Origin of the sequence: Halopseudomonas pertucinogena (assembly GCF_014646575.1) — a bacterium.
GTDB classification, from domain to species: domain Bacteria; phylum Pseudomonadota; class Gammaproteobacteria; order Pseudomonadales; family Pseudomonadaceae; genus Halopseudomonas; species Halopseudomonas pertucinogena.
On the sequence record NZ_BMNN01000006.1, the window covers coordinates 141,751 to 158,754 of the forward strand.

11 protein-coding genes are annotated in these 17,004 nt (G+C 58.0%); 2 read left to right on the forward strand and 9 right to left on the reverse strand.

Annotated features, from left to right (window positions below; genetic code table 11):
• Positions 1-240 precede the first annotated feature (240 nt).
• Both IEW63_RS12825 and IEW63_RS12830 read left to right on the forward strand, forming a co-directional pair.
• Positions 241-1,674 carry an aldehyde dehydrogenase family protein gene (locus tag IEW63_RS12825; protein ID WP_188637024.1) on the forward strand — a complete coding sequence of 478 codons (1,434 nt, stop codon included), beginning with the start codon at positions 241-243 and terminating at the stop codon, positions 1,672-1,674.
• 161 nt (positions 1,675-1,835) lie between these two features.
• Positions 1,836-3,875 (forward strand): AsmA family protein, encoded by a 2,040-nt coding sequence (locus IEW63_RS12830; protein WP_188637025.1) that lies wholly within the window; start codon positions 1,836-1,838, stop codon positions 3,873-3,875.
• Positions 3,876-5,003: 1,128 nt separating this feature from the next.
• On the opposite strand, the gene IEW63_RS12835 is transcribed toward IEW63_RS12830, so the two are convergent.
• From IEW63_RS12835 to IEW63_RS12875, 9 genes are all read right to left on the reverse strand, one after another.
• Positions 5,004-5,966: a hypothetical protein gene (locus IEW63_RS12835; RefSeq protein WP_188637026.1), complete on the reverse strand. Its 963-nt coding sequence runs from the start codon at positions 5,964-5,966 to the stop codon at positions 5,004-5,006.
• A 111-nt stretch (positions 5,967-6,077) separates the two neighbouring features.
• Complete coding sequence (locus IEW63_RS12840; protein WP_229710510.1) at positions 6,078-7,037, reverse strand: hypothetical protein; 960 nt, start codon at positions 7,035-7,037, stop codon at positions 6,078-6,080.
• Positions 7,038-7,178: 141 nt separating this feature from the next.
• A complete protein-coding gene (locus IEW63_RS12845) occupies positions 7,179-8,144 on the reverse strand; it encodes a hypothetical protein (RefSeq protein WP_188637027.1) in 966 nt (321 codons plus the stop codon).
• A 110-nt stretch (positions 8,145-8,254) separates the two neighbouring features.
• The gene (locus IEW63_RS12850) at positions 8,255-9,214 is read right to left on the reverse strand and encodes a hypothetical protein (RefSeq protein ID WP_229710512.1); all 960 of its coding nucleotides are present in this window, start codon (positions 9,212-9,214) and stop codon (positions 8,255-8,257) included.
• Positions 9,215-9,358: 144 nt separating this feature from the next.
• Positions 9,359-10,333, reverse strand: coding sequence for a hypothetical protein (locus IEW63_RS12855; protein WP_188637028.1), 975 nt, complete (start codon positions 10,331-10,333; stop codon positions 9,359-9,361).
• 111 nt (positions 10,334-10,444) lie between these two features.
• Positions 10,445-11,398, reverse strand: a complete 954-nt coding sequence (locus tag IEW63_RS12860; RefSeq protein WP_229710513.1) for a hypothetical protein — start codon at positions 11,396-11,398, stop codon at positions 10,445-10,447.
• Between the two features lie 2 nt (positions 11,399-11,400).
• The gene (locus IEW63_RS12865) at positions 11,401-14,280 is read right to left on the reverse strand and encodes a toxin VasX (protein WP_188637029.1); all 2,880 of its coding nucleotides are present in this window, start codon (positions 14,278-14,280) and stop codon (positions 11,401-11,403) included.
• Entirely contained in the window at positions 14,277-14,837 is a 561-nt protein-coding gene (locus IEW63_RS12870; protein ID WP_188637030.1) for a DUF4123 domain-containing protein, read from the reverse strand. Before IEW63_RS12870 ends, IEW63_RS12865 begins: the two co-directional genes overlap by 4 nt.
• A complete protein-coding gene (locus IEW63_RS12875) occupies positions 14,834-16,963 on the reverse strand; it encodes a type VI secretion system Vgr family protein (RefSeq protein ID WP_188637031.1) in 2,130 nt (709 codons plus the stop codon). The genes IEW63_RS12870 and IEW63_RS12875 overlap by 4 nt, the downstream gene beginning before the upstream one ends.
• Between the last annotated feature and the right edge of the window lie 41 nt (positions 16,964-17,004).

The following is a 17,004-nucleotide window of genomic DNA, read 5'->3' on the forward strand; positions in this document are numbered from 1 at the left end:
ACGATCCCCGAGTCCGGTTTTGCCAGACCGCACTATGCAATATCCAACCAAATTAGTCAACTATTAACCCGCCCCGTATCGGCGGCGTGGATCGCATAGTATAGAGGCATCAGGGGGGTGCTTGAAGTCGAATGGCAGGCGTGTTCTGCTTGAACGAATTAAGGCAAAACAGCTGATACAAAACACAATTGCGTGTATCTTTCATCGCACTTTCAGATTCTGTCCCGTCAGGAGCTATCAATGAGCCACGAAAAACAATTCTATATCAACGGCCAATGGGCCGAGCCCAGCACCACCGACACGGTTGACGTGATCAACCCCGCCACCGAGAAAGTGGTCGCCACCATTGCCCTGGGTGGCAAGGCAGACGTCGACGCTGCGGTAGCTGCGGCACGCAAGGCCTTTGAAACCTACTCGCAGACCTCCCGCGAGGAGCGTATTGCCCTGCTCGAGCGGATTCTGGAAGTCTACCAGCGCCGCAGCGCCGAGTTTGCCGAGGCCATCACCCTGGAAATGGGCGCGCCGGCCAAGCTGTCCAAATATGCTCAGGCACCCTCCGGCACCGGCCACTTCGCTGCCGCCCTGAAGGCACTGAAGGAATTCGAATTTGAAGAGCGCATCGGCAACACCCTGGTAGTGAAGGAGCCGATCGGTGTGTGCGGCCTGATCACCCCGTGGAACTGGCCGATCAACCAGCTGGCCTGCAAGATCGCGCCGGCGCTGGCTACCGGCTGCACCATGGTGCTGAAACCCTCCGAAGTGGCTCCGCTGTCCGCGCTGCTGCTGGCCGAAGTACTGGATGAAGCGGGTGTGCCGGCCGGCGTGTTCAACCTGGTTAATGGCGACGGCCCCACTGTGGGTAACGCCATGTCCTCCCATCCGGATATCGATATGATGTCCTTCACCGGGTCGACCGGTGCCGGACGCCAGGTCATGAAGACCGGCGCCGACACCATCAAGCGGGTCGCTCTGGAGCTGGGGGGCAAGTCTGCCAACATCCTGCTGGAGGACGTCGACTTCCAGAAGATGGTTGCCCATGCCGTGATGTCCTGCATGAACAACAGTGGCCAGTCCTGCAATGCCCCTACCCGCCTGCTGGTGCCCAACAGCCGCATGGACGAAGTCGTGGAGATTGCCAAGGCGGTCGCCGCCAAGGTCAAACCCGGCGCGCCGGATGCACCCGACACCACCATCGGACCGGTGGCGTCCAAGGCCCAGTGGAGCAAGATCCAGGATCTGGTCGCCAAGGGGATCGAGGAAGGTGCCAATCTGGTGGTTGGCGGTACCGGCCGCCCCGAAGGTCTGGATCAGGGCTACTACGTCAAACCGACCATCTTCAGCCACGTGACACCTGACATGACCATCGCCCGCGAGGAAATCTTCGGGCCGGTATTGTCGATCATCGGTTATGAGGATGAGGCCGACGCCATCCGCATCGCCAACGACACCCGTTACGGCCTCTCCGGCTATGTATCTTCCGCTGATCTGGATCGCGCGCGCAACGTGGCCCGCAAGATCCGCACCGGCATGGTGCATCTGAACGGCGCACCCCTGGACAACGACGCACCCTTCGGTGGTTACAAGGAATCGGGTAATGGCCGTGAGTGGGGGCATTACGGCTTCGAAGACTTCCTGGAAGTGAAATCCATCTTCGGTTATTACGCCGAGAGCTGATCCTCCCGAGCCGGTGCGGCGTTCGCTGTACCGGCACTTCCTCCTTTCCCTGACTGTCATATCCGTTCGGTTTCATGGTTCCGGACTTCGGGTTCGCGCAGAATTTGCTAGGCTGAAGCTGACGCATCCCTGTCGGGTGCATGATCGGGGGCCGACTGGTTATGACGCGCGTTCGTGGCATTTTCTTCTGGATACTTGGTTCTCTGGCGGTACTGGTCGCTGCGCTGGTGCTGTTTCTGTTGCTGTTCGACTGGAACCTGCTCCGACCGACCATCAATGAGCGGGTATCCGAGGCGCTGGACCGGCCCTTCGCAATAGAAGGAGATCTGTCGGTCAAGTGGCGTCGCGACCCGGACAGCACCAGTTGGCGGGCATGGATGCCGTGGCCGCATATTGCTGCTGAACAGATGCGACTCGGCAACCCCGACTGGGCCGAAGGCGACACCTTCGTCAGCCTCGAGCGTGTCGAGATGCGACTTGCGCCCGTCCCCCTGTTGTGGAAGGTGGTGCGCATTCCCCGTATCGATGTAACCCAGCCGGTCGCCGATCTGCAGCGCCAGGCCGACGGGCGCAACAACTGGACATTCGATCTGGGAAGCGAAGAAGACCGTGCCGAGGAACCATCGCGCTGGGTGCTGGACATCGGCACCATCGGCTTCGATCAGGGGCAGATCAGCATTGACGACGCCATCAGCAAACTGAAGCTCGACCTGCAGATTGACCCGCTGGGCGAACCCATTGCCTTCAGCGACATTGTCGGTGAATCGCCCGAACCGACCTCCACGACGCCGCAGGATTACGCGTTCGCCTGGCGGGCCGAGGGCAGCTACCAGCAACAGGCCGTGGAAGGCGAAGGCAGGATCGGTGGATTGTTGGCTCTGCAGGATGCCGAACAGCCATTCCCCCTGCAGGCAGACGTACGCGCCGGCTCAACCCGCATCCGCCTGGCCGGCACCCTCACTGATCCGCTGAACCTGGGCGGACTGGACCTTCAGCTGCGGCTCTCGGGTACCAGTCTGGGCAATCTGTACCCGCTGACCGGCGTCACCCTGCCCGACAGCCCGCCCTACTCCACCGACGGCAGACTGATTGCCGAGCTGCAGGCCGAGGACGGCGCCACCTACCGCTATCAGGACTTCAACGGCAGCATCGGTGACAGCGATATCCATGGGGACCTTACCTATGTAGCCGGTGAGCCCCGCCCCAGTCTGTCCGGCCATCTTGTCTCCAATCAGTTGCTGTTCAGCGACCTTGCCCCGCTGATCGGCGCTGACTCCAACGAGGAGAAAGAAGCTCGTGGCAGCGAAGTACGCCAGCCGGCAGACAAGGTGTTACCGGTGGAGGAGTTTCGCACTGAGCGCTGGCGGGCAATGGACGCGGACGTCAGCGTGCGCGGTCAACGTATCGTTCACAGTGACGAGCTGCCCATCACCGACCTGGAAGCTCGCGTATTGCTGGAAGACGGACGGCTGCATCTGGCCCCGCTGAAGTTCGGCATGGCCGGCGGCACGCTGGAGGCCGACATCGCGCTGAACGGTGCTGCGACACCCTTGCAGGGCAAGGCCAGCTTGAGCGCCCGCGGCCTCAGACTCAAGGAGCTGGTACCCGGATTCGAGCCCATGCAGACCAGCCTGGGTGAGCTCAACGGCGCTGCCGATCTCAGCGGTCGCGGCAACTCCGTGGCCGCCCTGCTGGGCACGGCTGATGGCTCCATGCAACTGGCCATCAATGATGGCACTGTGAGCCGCAGCCTCATGGAGATTGCCGGACTCAACGTTGGCAACTATCTGGTCACCCGGCTGTTCGGTGATGATGAAGTGCAGATCAACTGCGCGGTAGCGGACCTCAGATTCAACCAGGGCGTGATGAGCACGCCAATCTTCGTCGTGGACACGGAGAACGCCTTGATTGAGGTCGATGGCACGGTGAACTTCGCCACCGAGGAAATGGACCTGGATATCGATCCGGAATCCAAAGGCATGCGGATCTTCTCGCTACGCTCACCACTGTACGTGCGCGGCACCTTCGCCAACCCCAGCCCGGGCGTGCACGCCGGCCCACTGGCGCTGCGCGGCACCGGCATGCTGGCCCTCGGCGCGCTGACGCCGGCGGCAGGCCTGCTGGCCCTGATAGCACCCAGTGGCGAGCAGACCAGCCAGTGTCAGGCGTTGTTGGAGCGGACTCGGAGTAGCCAGCGTTGAGACCTATGACTTTGTTTGCGCCTACTTGAAAGCGTCCGTGTATCGGGGTAGACCCCGCGTCTACGAAAACAGAGGTGATTAATTTACGGCTTGCCGCAAAAGAAGCTTTTGTAAACCACGATAAAAATCACTGTACCCCAATACACCATCAAGCCAAGCGATGTCATATAGACCCATATCCTTACAGGCATGCTCTGAATCTTCGCAACGTCCTTTCTATAAACGCTTATAAAGCTATATCTATGCATCCTGGCGAATCTCTCGAAGGGCGAAATCGGTTCATGTTCAAACCTTTTCTTGTCCGACAGATAACGATCCATGAAGCTGATGCCATAACAACAAATGTACAAGCCGTTCACAAAGGCAGCGAGAAACGCATAAGCCCATAGCAACACCATATCTACCTGCATATTACTGTGACATCCCCCGCTTATAGATTACTTCACCTGCCCATTTACCGAACTCACCCACCTGGCTTCCACTTAAGTGCTCGTCAGACATGGTTCGTGGTCGCCCCCAACCACCGGGAGGATTGCTACCCCCCCTCCTCAATCAACTGAAGATACCAAAGTAATAATCTATAGCTCCGAGGGACAATACTAGCCAGTAAAACGTTAACGAGAAGCAGGTCGCGAATAGCCACACCTTCATGAACTTGCTTACAGGAGGATTGCTTATGCTAAAAACAAACTTAAAACTATATTTATGCATTCTTTCAAAGCAGTCGAAGGGGCTCAAGGATTCCTGCTTATAATCTGGCAGATCCGAGAAATATTTATCCATATACTTGATACCATGAAAACATATGAAAACCCCGTTGGCGAAGGAAATGAGGAATAGTCCGATAAATATGTCAATTATAAGCACTTTGTAAACAGACATCTAATCGTCTCGCCACTCGTATATCTTGAGACCCACATACTCACCGAGATCGCCGCCCATGCTCCCTCCTGAGTAAACGCCTATAGCCGCTCCGGTTACCGCATCAATCGCGACAACCGGAGTACCCAGAGTTACTCTAGCTGAGTAATACGGCTGATCTACTTACTCGAAATACACCTCTCGGGTACGGTGATTGAACACAATGGGCAACGGCATGGGGTGCAGGATCTCCGTTGCACCTATGAATCAACCCGCCTCTGACGAAAGCTTCGAGGTTGCGGCAAACTCCAGTTCTTTCTCCCGTTCGGCAATGGCTTTCTCCAGTTCGGGAGAGCGTTTGGCCCATTGTTCCGGAGGTATAGCCTGTGACCAAGCGATGGACTCCGGGCTGGCCAGGTCGGGGATGACGGCGAATTTCTTCTTGTGCAGCCAGTGGTAGACCATCGGGTTGAAGAGAGCCTGGCCTATACCCACGTCCCATAACAAGGTCAGAAGAAGCCCGTGGTGCTGTCGAGCCTTGTGAAACTCTTCGACAAAGATATCTCGCAGGCTTTTATCCCGGACGTGTGCGGGTTCCGGTACCGCTTCAGGGCCGATCTCCATGAAGCTGCGAATGCATTCCCACTGACGCATGGCCGCGATGCCGGGACCCGGGCTGACCATGATGGCCCAGCCTTCCTTGTTCATATGGAAGGGTTCGTCAATCTGATCCTTGTACGGAAACCACAACAGCAGTCCGCCCATCCTGGTGGCACCGAACTGGCCAATCATGGTCGCGCTGGGAGCGATGGCATGTACCCGCTCCCAGGGCACTGTCCACTCCTCACCTTCCGGCGTAACAATGCGGACTTCCCTGCGCTGGCGATGAAAGCGCAAGGGTGGCATCAGGGGGCGGCGATAAGCTTTGATATAGCCTTTCCAGAGAAAGCCCATCATGGCTAAGGCACCAATAGCAAACAGTATGGCCCCAAGGTAAATTTTATGAACCAACATATACAAGATCGAGCTCCCCCATATCAGGGTGCCCAAATAGCAGACAACCCATCCACCTGCCAAAGAAATGCTACCGACATCCAAATAGACTGCGTTTTTGCGCCAGATCATACCCAGCACATCGGAGGCCGGCTGGCCGGTAGGGATAGGCAGCGGAGAGAGGTGCTCCTGTTTCCATAACAGCCCGGACTTTACCTCACCTGCCTGCGGGGTCATGCTTTTTTCTCCCGCCGCAGCTTTCCCGGGAAATCGGTGCTCCAAAACAGGCTGTCGCTGGGCAGTGGCAATAAAACGATCTGTTTACGTGTGCCGCATTTCATTTATTGCTTATCCAGCCTGGTGCTGCTCCAGATCCACCAGCCGGCTGGTGGGGCCGTCCGCCTCAAGACGCTCGCGGATCAGCTCCGGCCAGCGGCTGCGTGAGCGGCGCTTGGCTATGGCGTACGTGAGGTTCTGTATGGCATTCATCGGCGCCAAAAATATGCCTCCAATCAACAGCACAAGATCATCTGCGCCGAGAAAGTTGCGTCCGTTGTTAGCTCTGTACTGGTTTTTTATATCCCGCCATTGCAAACGCGCCCACTGGCCTCGACGCTTGCGCACTTCTAGCATGCTGTGATTGAAGACTGGCGATTCACAGGTGTTCCCCTCCTCATCGAACCAAGGACCGTTATCCATATAAGCCCGAAGGTATTCCCAGAAGCCCAGTTGCATGCGCAGGCTTTTGCCCAGCGGGGAGCCAAGATTGATCAATACCTGTTCTTCCGGATGAGCGTACCGATGCAGTAGAACCTCCAGCGCAGCATGGCCCATACGTCCGGTGTAAGGACCAACGGTATTCATGCTGTAAGCAGCGGCGGCGATGCCGTCCCAGGGGCTATGGTATAGCTTGCCGTCCTGCTCGAAGTACAACTCGCGGGTACGGCGATTGAACAATATGGGCAAGGGCATGGGGCGGAGAACCTCCCAGAGGAAAGGCAAGACCGCACACGCGATCGCTATGATAAGTGCCTGCAAAGCATTCTGAGGATTACCATGGTAATAAGCCAACATCGCCATTATTAGGAGAAAACCTCCCAACGCGCCTCCCAAGACACCAGTCAACATCCCGCGATGGACGCTGTCTCCATGCTCAATAGAAAGATAATGTTCCGTGTGCTCCTCTACGTCGGGCATGCACATCAGCGTAGCGCCAGTATGTTGATCAGTCTGCAGCGGATAGCCATCCAGAGCTTGGGCCAGGCGCTGGGATAGCGGACGAGCAGAATTATTGGCATGAGTTACCATCGTGATCCTTTCGGAGTGACAGTCGAGCCGTTACGGCGGATGGCGGTGCCGACATTATCTCCTATCGAACCTCACTTCGCCGTGAGCGAGTCGGCATTATCGACTATGCAAGGCTGAACCTCCCGTTGTCGCACCTATAGATCAACCCGCCTCTGACGAAAGCTTCGAGGTTGCGGCAAACTCCAGTTCTTTCTCCCGTTCGGCAATGGCTTTCTCCAGCTCGGGCGAGCGTTTGGCCCATTGCTCCGGAGGTAGAGACTGTGACCAAGCGATGGACTCGGGGCTGGTCAGATCGGGGATGACGGCGAATTTCTTGCGGGTCAGATAATCCAGTACGAAGACATTGAAAAAGAAGCTGAACAGACCAATTTCGATAATAGTACGTAGCCAGCCATTGGCTTTTATGCCTTCACGCATGTCGTGCATGAAGCTTTCCCAGATACCCATATGGCCATTATGCACTGGTGAAGGCTCTGGCACTGCTTCAGGTCCCACTTCCATAAAGCTGCGAATGCACTCCCACTGGCGCATGGCCGCAATACCCGGACCCGGGCTGACCATGATGGCCCAGCCTTCCTTGTTCATATGGAAGGGTTCGTCGATCTGATCCTTGTACGGAAACCACAACAGCAGTCCACCCATCTTGGCGGCACCGAACTGACCGATCATGGTCGCGCTGGGAGCGATGGCATGTACCCGCTCCCAGGGTACTGTCCACTCCTCTCCCTCTGGGGTGACGATGCGGACTTCGCGGCGTTGGCGGTGGAAGCGCAGGGGTGGCATCAGTGGGCGGCGGTAGGCCTTGATGTAGCCCTTCCACAGAAAGCCCATCATTACGCCACTAATTAATCCGATTAGAATCGCTGCTAAAAATATCCCTTGGAATAGTGCAAGCAGGATACCTCCAGCAAAAATCAACGACATTGAGTACAAGGTTACCCAGCCCCCTGATAGCGAGAGGCTGCCAATATCCAGATAAATATCGTTCTTTCGCCAGATCATACCCAGCACATCGGAGGCCGGCTGGCCGGTAGGGATAGGCAGCGGAGAAAGGTGCTCCTGTTTCCATAACAGACCTGTCTTTACATCACCTGCCTGCTGGGTCATGTTTTTTCTCCAGCCGCAGCTTTCCAGGGATATCGGCGCTTCGAAACAGCCTGTCGCTGGGTAGTGGCAATAAAACGATCTGTTTACGTGTACCGCATTTCATTTATTGTTCATCCACCCTGTTGCTGCTCCAGATCCACCAGCCTAGTGGTCGGACCGTCTGGCTCAAGGCGTTCACGGATCAACTCCGGCCAGCGGCTGCGGGAGCGCCGCTTGGCGATGGCGTAGGTGAAGTTCTGTACAGCATGGAATGGGAGGAAGAATATTCCGCCCAGCAACAGAATAACGTGAGCTCCTTTGAGAAAGTTACGTCCATTGTTGGCTTCGTATTCTTTCCTGATCAACCCCCAATACAAGCGCACCATTTGCCCTTTTGTCTGGTGAACGTCCAGCATGCCCAGGTTGAAACTTCTCGAGTCGGTCGGATTACCCTGCTCATCGAACCAGGGACCGTTGTTCATATAGGCTCGAAGATATTCCCAGAAGCCCAGCTGCATGGGCAGGCTCTTGCCCAAGGGGGACCCGAGATTGATCAACACCTGTTCTTCGGGATGGCCATACCGATGCAGGAGGGCTTCCAGTGCAGCGTGGCCCATGCGCCCTGTGTAGGGGCCAACGGTCTCCGCGCTGTAGGCGGCAGCGGCAATGCCGTCCCAAGGGCTGTGGTATAGCTGACCTTCCTGCTCGAAATACACCTCTCGGGTACGGCGATTGAACAGAATGGGCAGCGGCATAGGGCGCAGGATTTCCCAGAGAAACGATGGCACGAAGCAAACCACCGCGATCAAAAAGTACATCAGGGCGGTTCCAAGATCGTTGTCCAGTAAAAATATAACCGCAAAGACCCCAAAAAAAAACGAGCACATCCCACCCAAGGCACCACTCAACATCCCCCGGTGTGCGCTATCTCCATGTTCAATCGCAATATAGTGCTCCGTATGCTGTTCTACTTCGGGCATGCACATTAGCGCCGCACCGGTGGATCGGTCAGCCTGCAGCGGATAACCATCCAATGCCTGAGCCAGGCGCTGGGATAGTGGGTGAGCAGGATTGTTGATGTGGCACACCATTCGTGGATCCTTGATGAGTAACGGAGCGCGCAAAGGCGCAGGACTTGTCTCCTATCGCGCCTCATTTGGCCGTGAGCGAGTTGGCATTATCAACAAATGCCCGGGCTGAATCTCCTACCGCAGTGCCTCGCCTACCCGTTGCACCTATAGATCAACTGGCTCTGATGACGAAGCGAGTTTGGCGGTTGCGGCAGCTTCAAGGTCCTTCTCTCGCTCTGCAATGGCTGCCTCCAGTTCCGGCGAGCGCTTGGCCCATTGCTCCGGAGGTAAAGATTGGGACCAGGCGATGGACTCCGAGCTGGTCAGGTCGGGAATGACGGCGAATTTCTTCTTGTGCAGCCAATGGTAACCCATCGGGTTGAACAGGATCTGGCCTATACCCACGTCCCATAACAAGGTCAGAAGAAGCCCGTGGTGTTGTCGAGCCTTGTGAAACTCTTCGACAAAGATATCTCGCAGGCTTTCATCCCGGACGTGTGTGGGTTCCGGTACCGCTTCAGGACCGATCTCCATAAAACTGCGAATGCACTCCCACTGGCGCATGGCCGCAATACCCGGGCCCGGGCTGACCATGATGGCCCAGCCTTCCTTGTTCATATGGAAGGGTTCGTCAATCTGATCCTTGTACGGAAACCACAACAGCAACCCACCCATCTTGGCGGCACCAAACTGACCGATCATCGTCGCGCTGGGAGCGATGGCATGTACGCGCTCCCAGGGCACTGTCCACTCCTCGCCCTCCGGCGTAACGATACGGACTTCCCGACGCTGGCGGTGAAAGCGCAGGGGTGGCATCAATGGGCGGCGGTAGGCTTTGATATAGCCCTGCCACAGAAAGCCCATCATTACGCCACTAATTAGTCCGATAAGAATCGCTGCCAAAAATATCCCTTGAAATAGTGCAAGCAGGATACCTCCAGCAAAAATCAACGACATTGAGTACAAGGTTACCCAGCCCCCTGATAGCGAGAGGCTGCCAATATCCAAAAAAATATCGTTCTTTCGCCAGATCATACCCAGCACATCGGAGGCCGGCTGGCCGGTAGGGATAGGCAGCGGAGAGAGGTGCTCCTGTTTCCATAACAGACCTGCCTTTACCTCACCTGCCTGCGGGGTCATGTTTTTTTCTCCCGCCGCAGCTTTCCCGGGAAAACGGTGTTCCAAAACAGCCCGTCGCTGGGCAGTGGCAATAAAACAATCTGTTTACGTGTACCGCATTTCATTTATTGTTTATCCAGCCTGGCGCTGCTCCAGATCCACCAGCCGGCTGGTGGGACCGTCCGCCTCAAGACGCTCGCGGATCAGCTCCGGCCAGCGGCTGCGGGAGCGGCGCTTGGCGATGGCGTAGGTGAAGTTTTGTACAGCATGGAATGGGAGGAAGAATATTCCGCCCAGCAACAGAATAACGTGAGCTCCTTTGAGAAAGTTACGTCCATTGTTGGCTTCGTATTCTTTCCTGATCAACCCCCAATACAAGCGCACCATCTGCCCTTTTGTCTGGTGGACGTCCAGCATGCCCAGGTTGAAACTTCTCGAGTCGCTGGGATGACCCTGCTCATCGAACCAGGGACCGTTGTTCATATAGGCTCGAAGATATTCCCAGAAGCCCAGCTGCATGGGCAGGCTCTTGCCCAGCGGGGAGCCAAGGTTGATCAGCACCTGTTCCTCGGGATGGCCATACCGGTGCAAGAGGGCCTCCAGCGCAGCGTGGCCCATGCGCCCTGTGTAGGGGCCGACGGTGTCCACGCTGTAGGCGGCGGCAGCAATTCCGTCCCAAGGGCTGTGGTACAACTGGCCGTCCTGCTCGAAGTAGAGCTCCCGGGTGCGGCGATTGAACAGAATGGGCAACGGCATGGGCCGTAGGATCTCCCAGAGGAAAGCCGGGAGAAAGAATCCTAGAGCGATCAGCAAGGCCATCAATGCAGAATCGAGTCGGCCATCTAAGGCGAATGCAACCGCAAATAACAGAAACCCTCCTCCCAACATTCCACCCAAAGCACCGGTCAACATTCCCCGGTGGGCGCTATCTCCATGTTCAATCGCGAGATAATGCTCCGTATGCTCTTCCACTTCGGGTATACACATCAGCGCCGCGCCGGTGGATCGGTCAGCCTGCAGCGGATAACCATCAAGTGCCTGAGCCAGGCGCTGGGATAGCGGATGAGCAGGATTGTTGATAGTCATTTTCAGCTCAACTCAACGTCTATGGGGGGCAGTATCAAACCCTCAATGGGTTGGTAGGTCAATCGGCCTCGTATGGCAGCAAGACGGGAATAGCCTTCGTCGTGGTACGCCCGACGCAACGTGAGACCTGCCGGTTGCCGTACCACCCTGCCCCCTGTATCTGGGTCGAAAGGTATCGGGTCGCTTTCATCCCAGACCAACGGCACACACCGCCCTGTTGAGCGGAACAGATCCGCTTTCTGCTCCCACTCCTCTTCACCATCGAAGCTGATCATCCCTTGACGGTATTCCTGTTGACCGGGCAGATGCAGGATAAGCCGCACTTCGCGGATCATCCGGCCCGTGCGCGGGTTGATATCCTGCCAGCGCTCCAGGCTGAGCTGAACCGGCAGTACAATCTGATATAAGGCAGTCAAGGTGCCTGGGAGGCTCCGCGACCACTCGGCCGGGCGGGTCCCGAAGCGGGTCTGCTTAAGCCATTGCTCCAGTGGCTTGTCCTCCGTGAAGAACAGAGTTACCAGCCCGGCGACAATCGTGATAGCCAGTCCCACCAGACTTAGACGAAGGGGCAATGACAACACCCGCAATCCGGTGGCTAGGGCTTGTGCCTCGCCTGCTAGTACTGCCGTGCGTGCGATACGTAGGGCGCGCATAGCTTCCAGTGATAGCCGCGCGTAGGTCAGACTTGCTCCAGCCAAACCAGCATGAACAGCAGCACTATCCAGGTCGCCGGTTCGATATGCCGTCAGTGCACGCCAGCCAAAAAAGAAAATATCCATGCCCGCAGTGATGGCCTGAAACAGCATGGTAGCTGCACCAAACCCAAGCGCATTTGCTAATAACCGCCGGGCTTCTGGATTAGTATTGCCTGCGTGGGCTACATGTTGGACCCATTCCGCATCAGCCCAGTGCTGTAAGAGTGCGGAGGAAGCCGCCGCTGTGGTAGTGAACGCACTAGCCAACGCTAATGAGTTCTTTGCCGATAGTTCCCGCCACGCAGCCTCTCCCGCCTGCCCCAAATTCCACACCGACACCATTGCAATCAACGTCTTCAACGGCGCGTCGTTCAGCAGATCCTTGATATTATGCGGCAGCTCCAGACCGGCCTGTTGGCTACTGAGGGGCGGCAATGCCGGAGCCGGAGCCATTGCCGGGCGAGGTTTCAATTCAGGCATCGCGCGGCCGTATCCGGGCTGCGTGAAGTTGCGTACCGGCGGGGCGTCGGGGTTGGGTACTACGCGCAGATGCGGGATTCCGGCCTTGATTTGCGAAGCCAGCGGGCTTCGTGCCGGTTTGCCAGGGCCTCTAGCTCTATCAGCTCTACCCTGTTGGCGTTCGTGCGCCTCAATACGCCGCTCCAGGCTGCGTTTCTGTCCCTTGTTATGTGCCGTGCCGATCTGCGCTGTCATCCAGCGCAGTGCATCAGCGGGTGACAAGCTTTCTGCTTCCATAAGCTGCCTGCTGCGAGCCAGCATGGCTATCATCAGACTGTAAGTCAGACGATGGATTTCTTCTGGTAAGCTGCGCAGGCGTCCGCCTAATACCGGTGCGACGGCAGCAAACAGTGGTTCACCGCCCCCAGCCAAATGAAATTTCCCGAGATTTGCCGCGCCTAAATTGAGGGCGGCGGCGAAGGCTGCCGCTCGGGTTGTTGCGGCACCTACCCGAGCCAGATCGTCGGTGACGGCAGGCAGCGCATCCGGCACCTGTAACAATCGTTGCAGGTGAGCAGTATCAAGACGTTGGGTCAGGCCGAGGACAGACCATAGCAGCCAGGGTTGGCCCTTGACCTGAGCCGGATCTAGGGCATGCTCGATGGCTTTTACACCTGGAGAAGTCGCGGCGGGGCCGGTAAATGCAGCGGCAAAGCTGGCCTCCAGAAGCTCACGGGCGGCGGGCTGGGTGATGTCGAAGTGTTCACAGGCGCTTTCCAGGCTGTGGGGAGCGCTCTCGCCCAGTGTGGCGAACCAGTTGGACCATAAATCAGCCAGACGTAAGTGGTCTGCTTCCAGCGACTGCGTTTCCCGTGTTTGCTCCTCTAGAATGCTCTGCATATGCGGCAGATCAATAATGGATGCGAGCCGCCCGCGTATCTTCTCATCGCTGTTGCCCATGGACCGCACAATGGCGGCGATCGACCAATCTTCCATCCGGTGCCTATGCAGACTCTCAAAGGCCCGGGCGCGGGCGCGCATGAGACCGGCAATATCGAAAAGGACTCCCCAGGGGTCGTCCAGCACAGCGAAATGTTGCTGCTCACAACGTTGCATCTGTTTCAGCGGTGGATCTTGCAACAGCCAGTAGCGCGGCTCTGGCGCGCAACTCCAGCGGAAGTTCTCGGGCCGCATGTCGCCTGACTGGGGATGCAGGCTTTGTACTGGCCCACTGAACGGCGCTACCCCTGGCACGATTTCCCGCATCAGCCGTTGGCGTAAAGCCGGTTGTTGCTCAACCATGCCGAAGATCTCAGCACTCCACTGACAGGGAGACCAACACAAACGTACCGGCGAGCCGGCCGCCAGTATCAGGTAGGCCCGTGAAGTCCCATCTTTCAATCCGCCACCGCGCCCGCTGGATGTCAGCAGTGAACCGCTGACTTCATATTCGCTTAGTTCATTAAGCGCCTCGTCCCATAGATACAGCCATCCATCACGCAACATGCGTGGTACATAGCCCATTGGATGGTCATGCAGTTGCGGATGATCGGGACCGAGTTCGGGAAACAGACCTTTCAGGGCCGGCAGACCGAACTTCGCAGCATCAAGGCTGGCAGGGTTCTGGGGGGCAATGGGGCCAATGGCATAACGCACCGGCAACACTGCAGCCAGCAGAGGGCAGGCGGCAGCTTGTAACCGCCCGGGCATAGCAACTGGTTGATTCATAAAGCTGCCTCCTGCGCTGCTTCATGGTTGCAGGCAAGCGCCTCCAGCAGCGGCCAATCCAGTGTAAATGTTGCGGCCGTGCCATCATCGAGATCTCTACAATCGTTCATCGGCAGCGGGTTCTTCCATATCCTGCAGGCGTTCCCCTTATAGCGCGCCCATATTTCATGAATGCCGTGCCAAAACCCGTCGGGCCAAACGGCGTCAGCGTGCCAAGCGTTCACCAGAGGGCGAGCGTCCGCCAGTCGCAACCAGTATTCACGACCATCCGGTGACTGGATCTTCAGCCGGCGCCGCAATAATTCATATAGTCGGCCCTGCCCCACCTCTGTTTTTAACCAGACGGCGCTTTCCAACATCGTCGAGCCGCGCAACCAATCGGTATGCAAGCGGCTGCCCTCGTCTGCCTCCAGAAGAATCGGACCAACGTCTGCCAGTGCTTCATACGGGGTGCCAGACAGCAATGGACTCAAACTGTGTTCTGAATAGGTATGGCTCAACCAGACAAGGGCATCACGCTGGAGAGCTCCGTCAACCAACAACGCCCCTTTACTCATGTCTCTGCCTCCGCCCGGTCGGCAACTGGCTCACACACTTCACATAGTCCGCTTGTTGCAAGCATGAAAGCCCGTCTCTGTTTAAGTAGTGCCTCCGCAGAGATGGAGTTAGGAAGGGATTGGAGCATCTGTCCTGCCGCCGCCGATTGGGCACGCGAACCCACCAGCGGACCAAGTATCTTGAGCCCACTCCCCTGCCCCGGACTCCCTCCTGCGTTCTGCCGAATGGTCGGCCCCACGACCGTCACCCCAGCCGGCGTGATGCGGATAAAGCTGCCGCCCGCGCTGAGTGTCAGCTCGCTATCCGCTTCGATCACCATTTTCTGTCCGGCCTTCAGGTGTATCTCGCGGCCGGCCTTGGTCAGTTGGGAGCCACCTGCTTTCAGATGCTGACTTCCGGCGACGGTCAGATGGTCGTCGGCCTTGATCTCGGTTTTGCGGTCGGCGTGGGTGGTGTGGTGTTCTTCGGCCAGGTTCTCGGTGTAGCGATTGGCTTCGATGCGTTCGTGGCGTTCGTTGCCGACGCGGATGGTCTGGTCGTGCTGGATGTTCTGGTCCCAGTCGCGCTGGGCGTGGATGAAGATCTGTTCCTCACCGGCCTTGTCTTCGATGCGCAGTTCGTTGAAGCCGTTGCCGCCGGGGCTGCTCAGGCTCTTGAAGACGGTTCGGGTCTTGTGCTCGGGCAGCTCATAGGGCACCGGGTGGGCGCTGTTGTACAAGCAGCCGCTGACCAGTGGCTGGTCCGGGTCGCCTTCGAGGAAGCTGACCAGCACTTCCATGCCGATACGCGGGATGGTGACGCTGCCCCAGTGGTTGCCGGCCCAGTTGCTGGCGACTCTTAGCCAGCAGCTGGTGTTGGCGTCGGCCTGGCCTTCGCGGTCCCAGTGGAACTGGACCTTGATGCGGCCTTGGTTGTCGCAGTGGATTTCTTCGCCTTCGGGGCCGGTGACGGTGGCGGTTTGGGTGCCCAGGACTTTTGGTTTGGGGTGCTCGAGGGCTGGGCGGTGGGGGGTGGCCCAGGGGGTGGCGTGGAAGTGGTTGCGGTAGCCTTGGGTGAAGCTGGGATCCCCCTCTCCCCAGCCCTCTCCCGCGAGGGGAGAGGGAGTAAAATCGGTGCCGGCCGGTAACTCTGAGCTGGTTATAGATTCCTCAAGAACCTGCGGCTGTTTGCCTTCGTGATGTAGCTCGGTGATGAGCCAGAGGTCGTTCCAGTTGGTTCTTGGGTGGCCCTGCAGTTCGAGGAAGTGGCCGCTGCGCAGGGTCGGCTGGTCGCTGTGGGCGGTGGCCTGGTGGTAGTCGCTGCGGTGACGTTCCAGGGTGCGCTGGGCCAGGTGTTTGCCGCGGCTGCGGTCGGTGAAGCGGCCGGGGTAGTCGTAGTCTTCCAGGTCGGGCAGTTGCTCGGTCCGGGCCTGGCTTTCCAGCTGCAGACGGGCTTTGTTGTGGTCGTAGTCGCGGCGGGTGACGCGGCTGGTGCGGGTTTCCAGTCTTACGCCGAAGCGCTTGATCACCGGCTCATCGGCGACCATGCCGTTGCCCTGGTCGAAGCTGACCGGGGCGAGGCGGGGGAATACGGTCTGGTCGTCGCCGAACACCAGCAGGTGGCCGTCCTGGCTGTGACGGAAGTGGTAGTGAATGCCCTCTTCCTCGCACAGGCGCTGGATGAAGTGCAGGTCGCTCTCGTCGTACTGGGTGCAGTAGTCCCGCTCGGGATACTCGCTGCCGAGCTGGAACTGGAAGGCGTCGCTCTGGATACCATGGTCTTCGAGTACCCGGCTGATGATCTGAGGTACGGTCAGATGCTGGAAGATGCGCTGGTTGTGGCGCAGGGACAGGTAGTGCAGGTGCGGTACCAGCTCCAGCCGGTAGCGGGTCATGCGCTTGCCGGATTCGCCGATGGCGGCATGGTGGATCAGTCCGTGCAGGCCGGTGCCGTTGCCCAGATCGAGCCAGGCGTTGTGCTGCAGCAGCGCTTCCAGGTCCAGATCCGGCTGGTCGCTGACCAGCTGCAGTTCGATACGGTAGCACTGGCTGATCGCCTCGCGGGCACGGAAGGCCAGTACCTTGAAGTCGTGGTCGATGCCCGGCAGGGTCAGGGTGAAGTGTGGTTCGTCGGCGGGAGCAAACATCCAGAGGTCCTTGTCTGATAACGGTCCTGCCGTTACAGCGG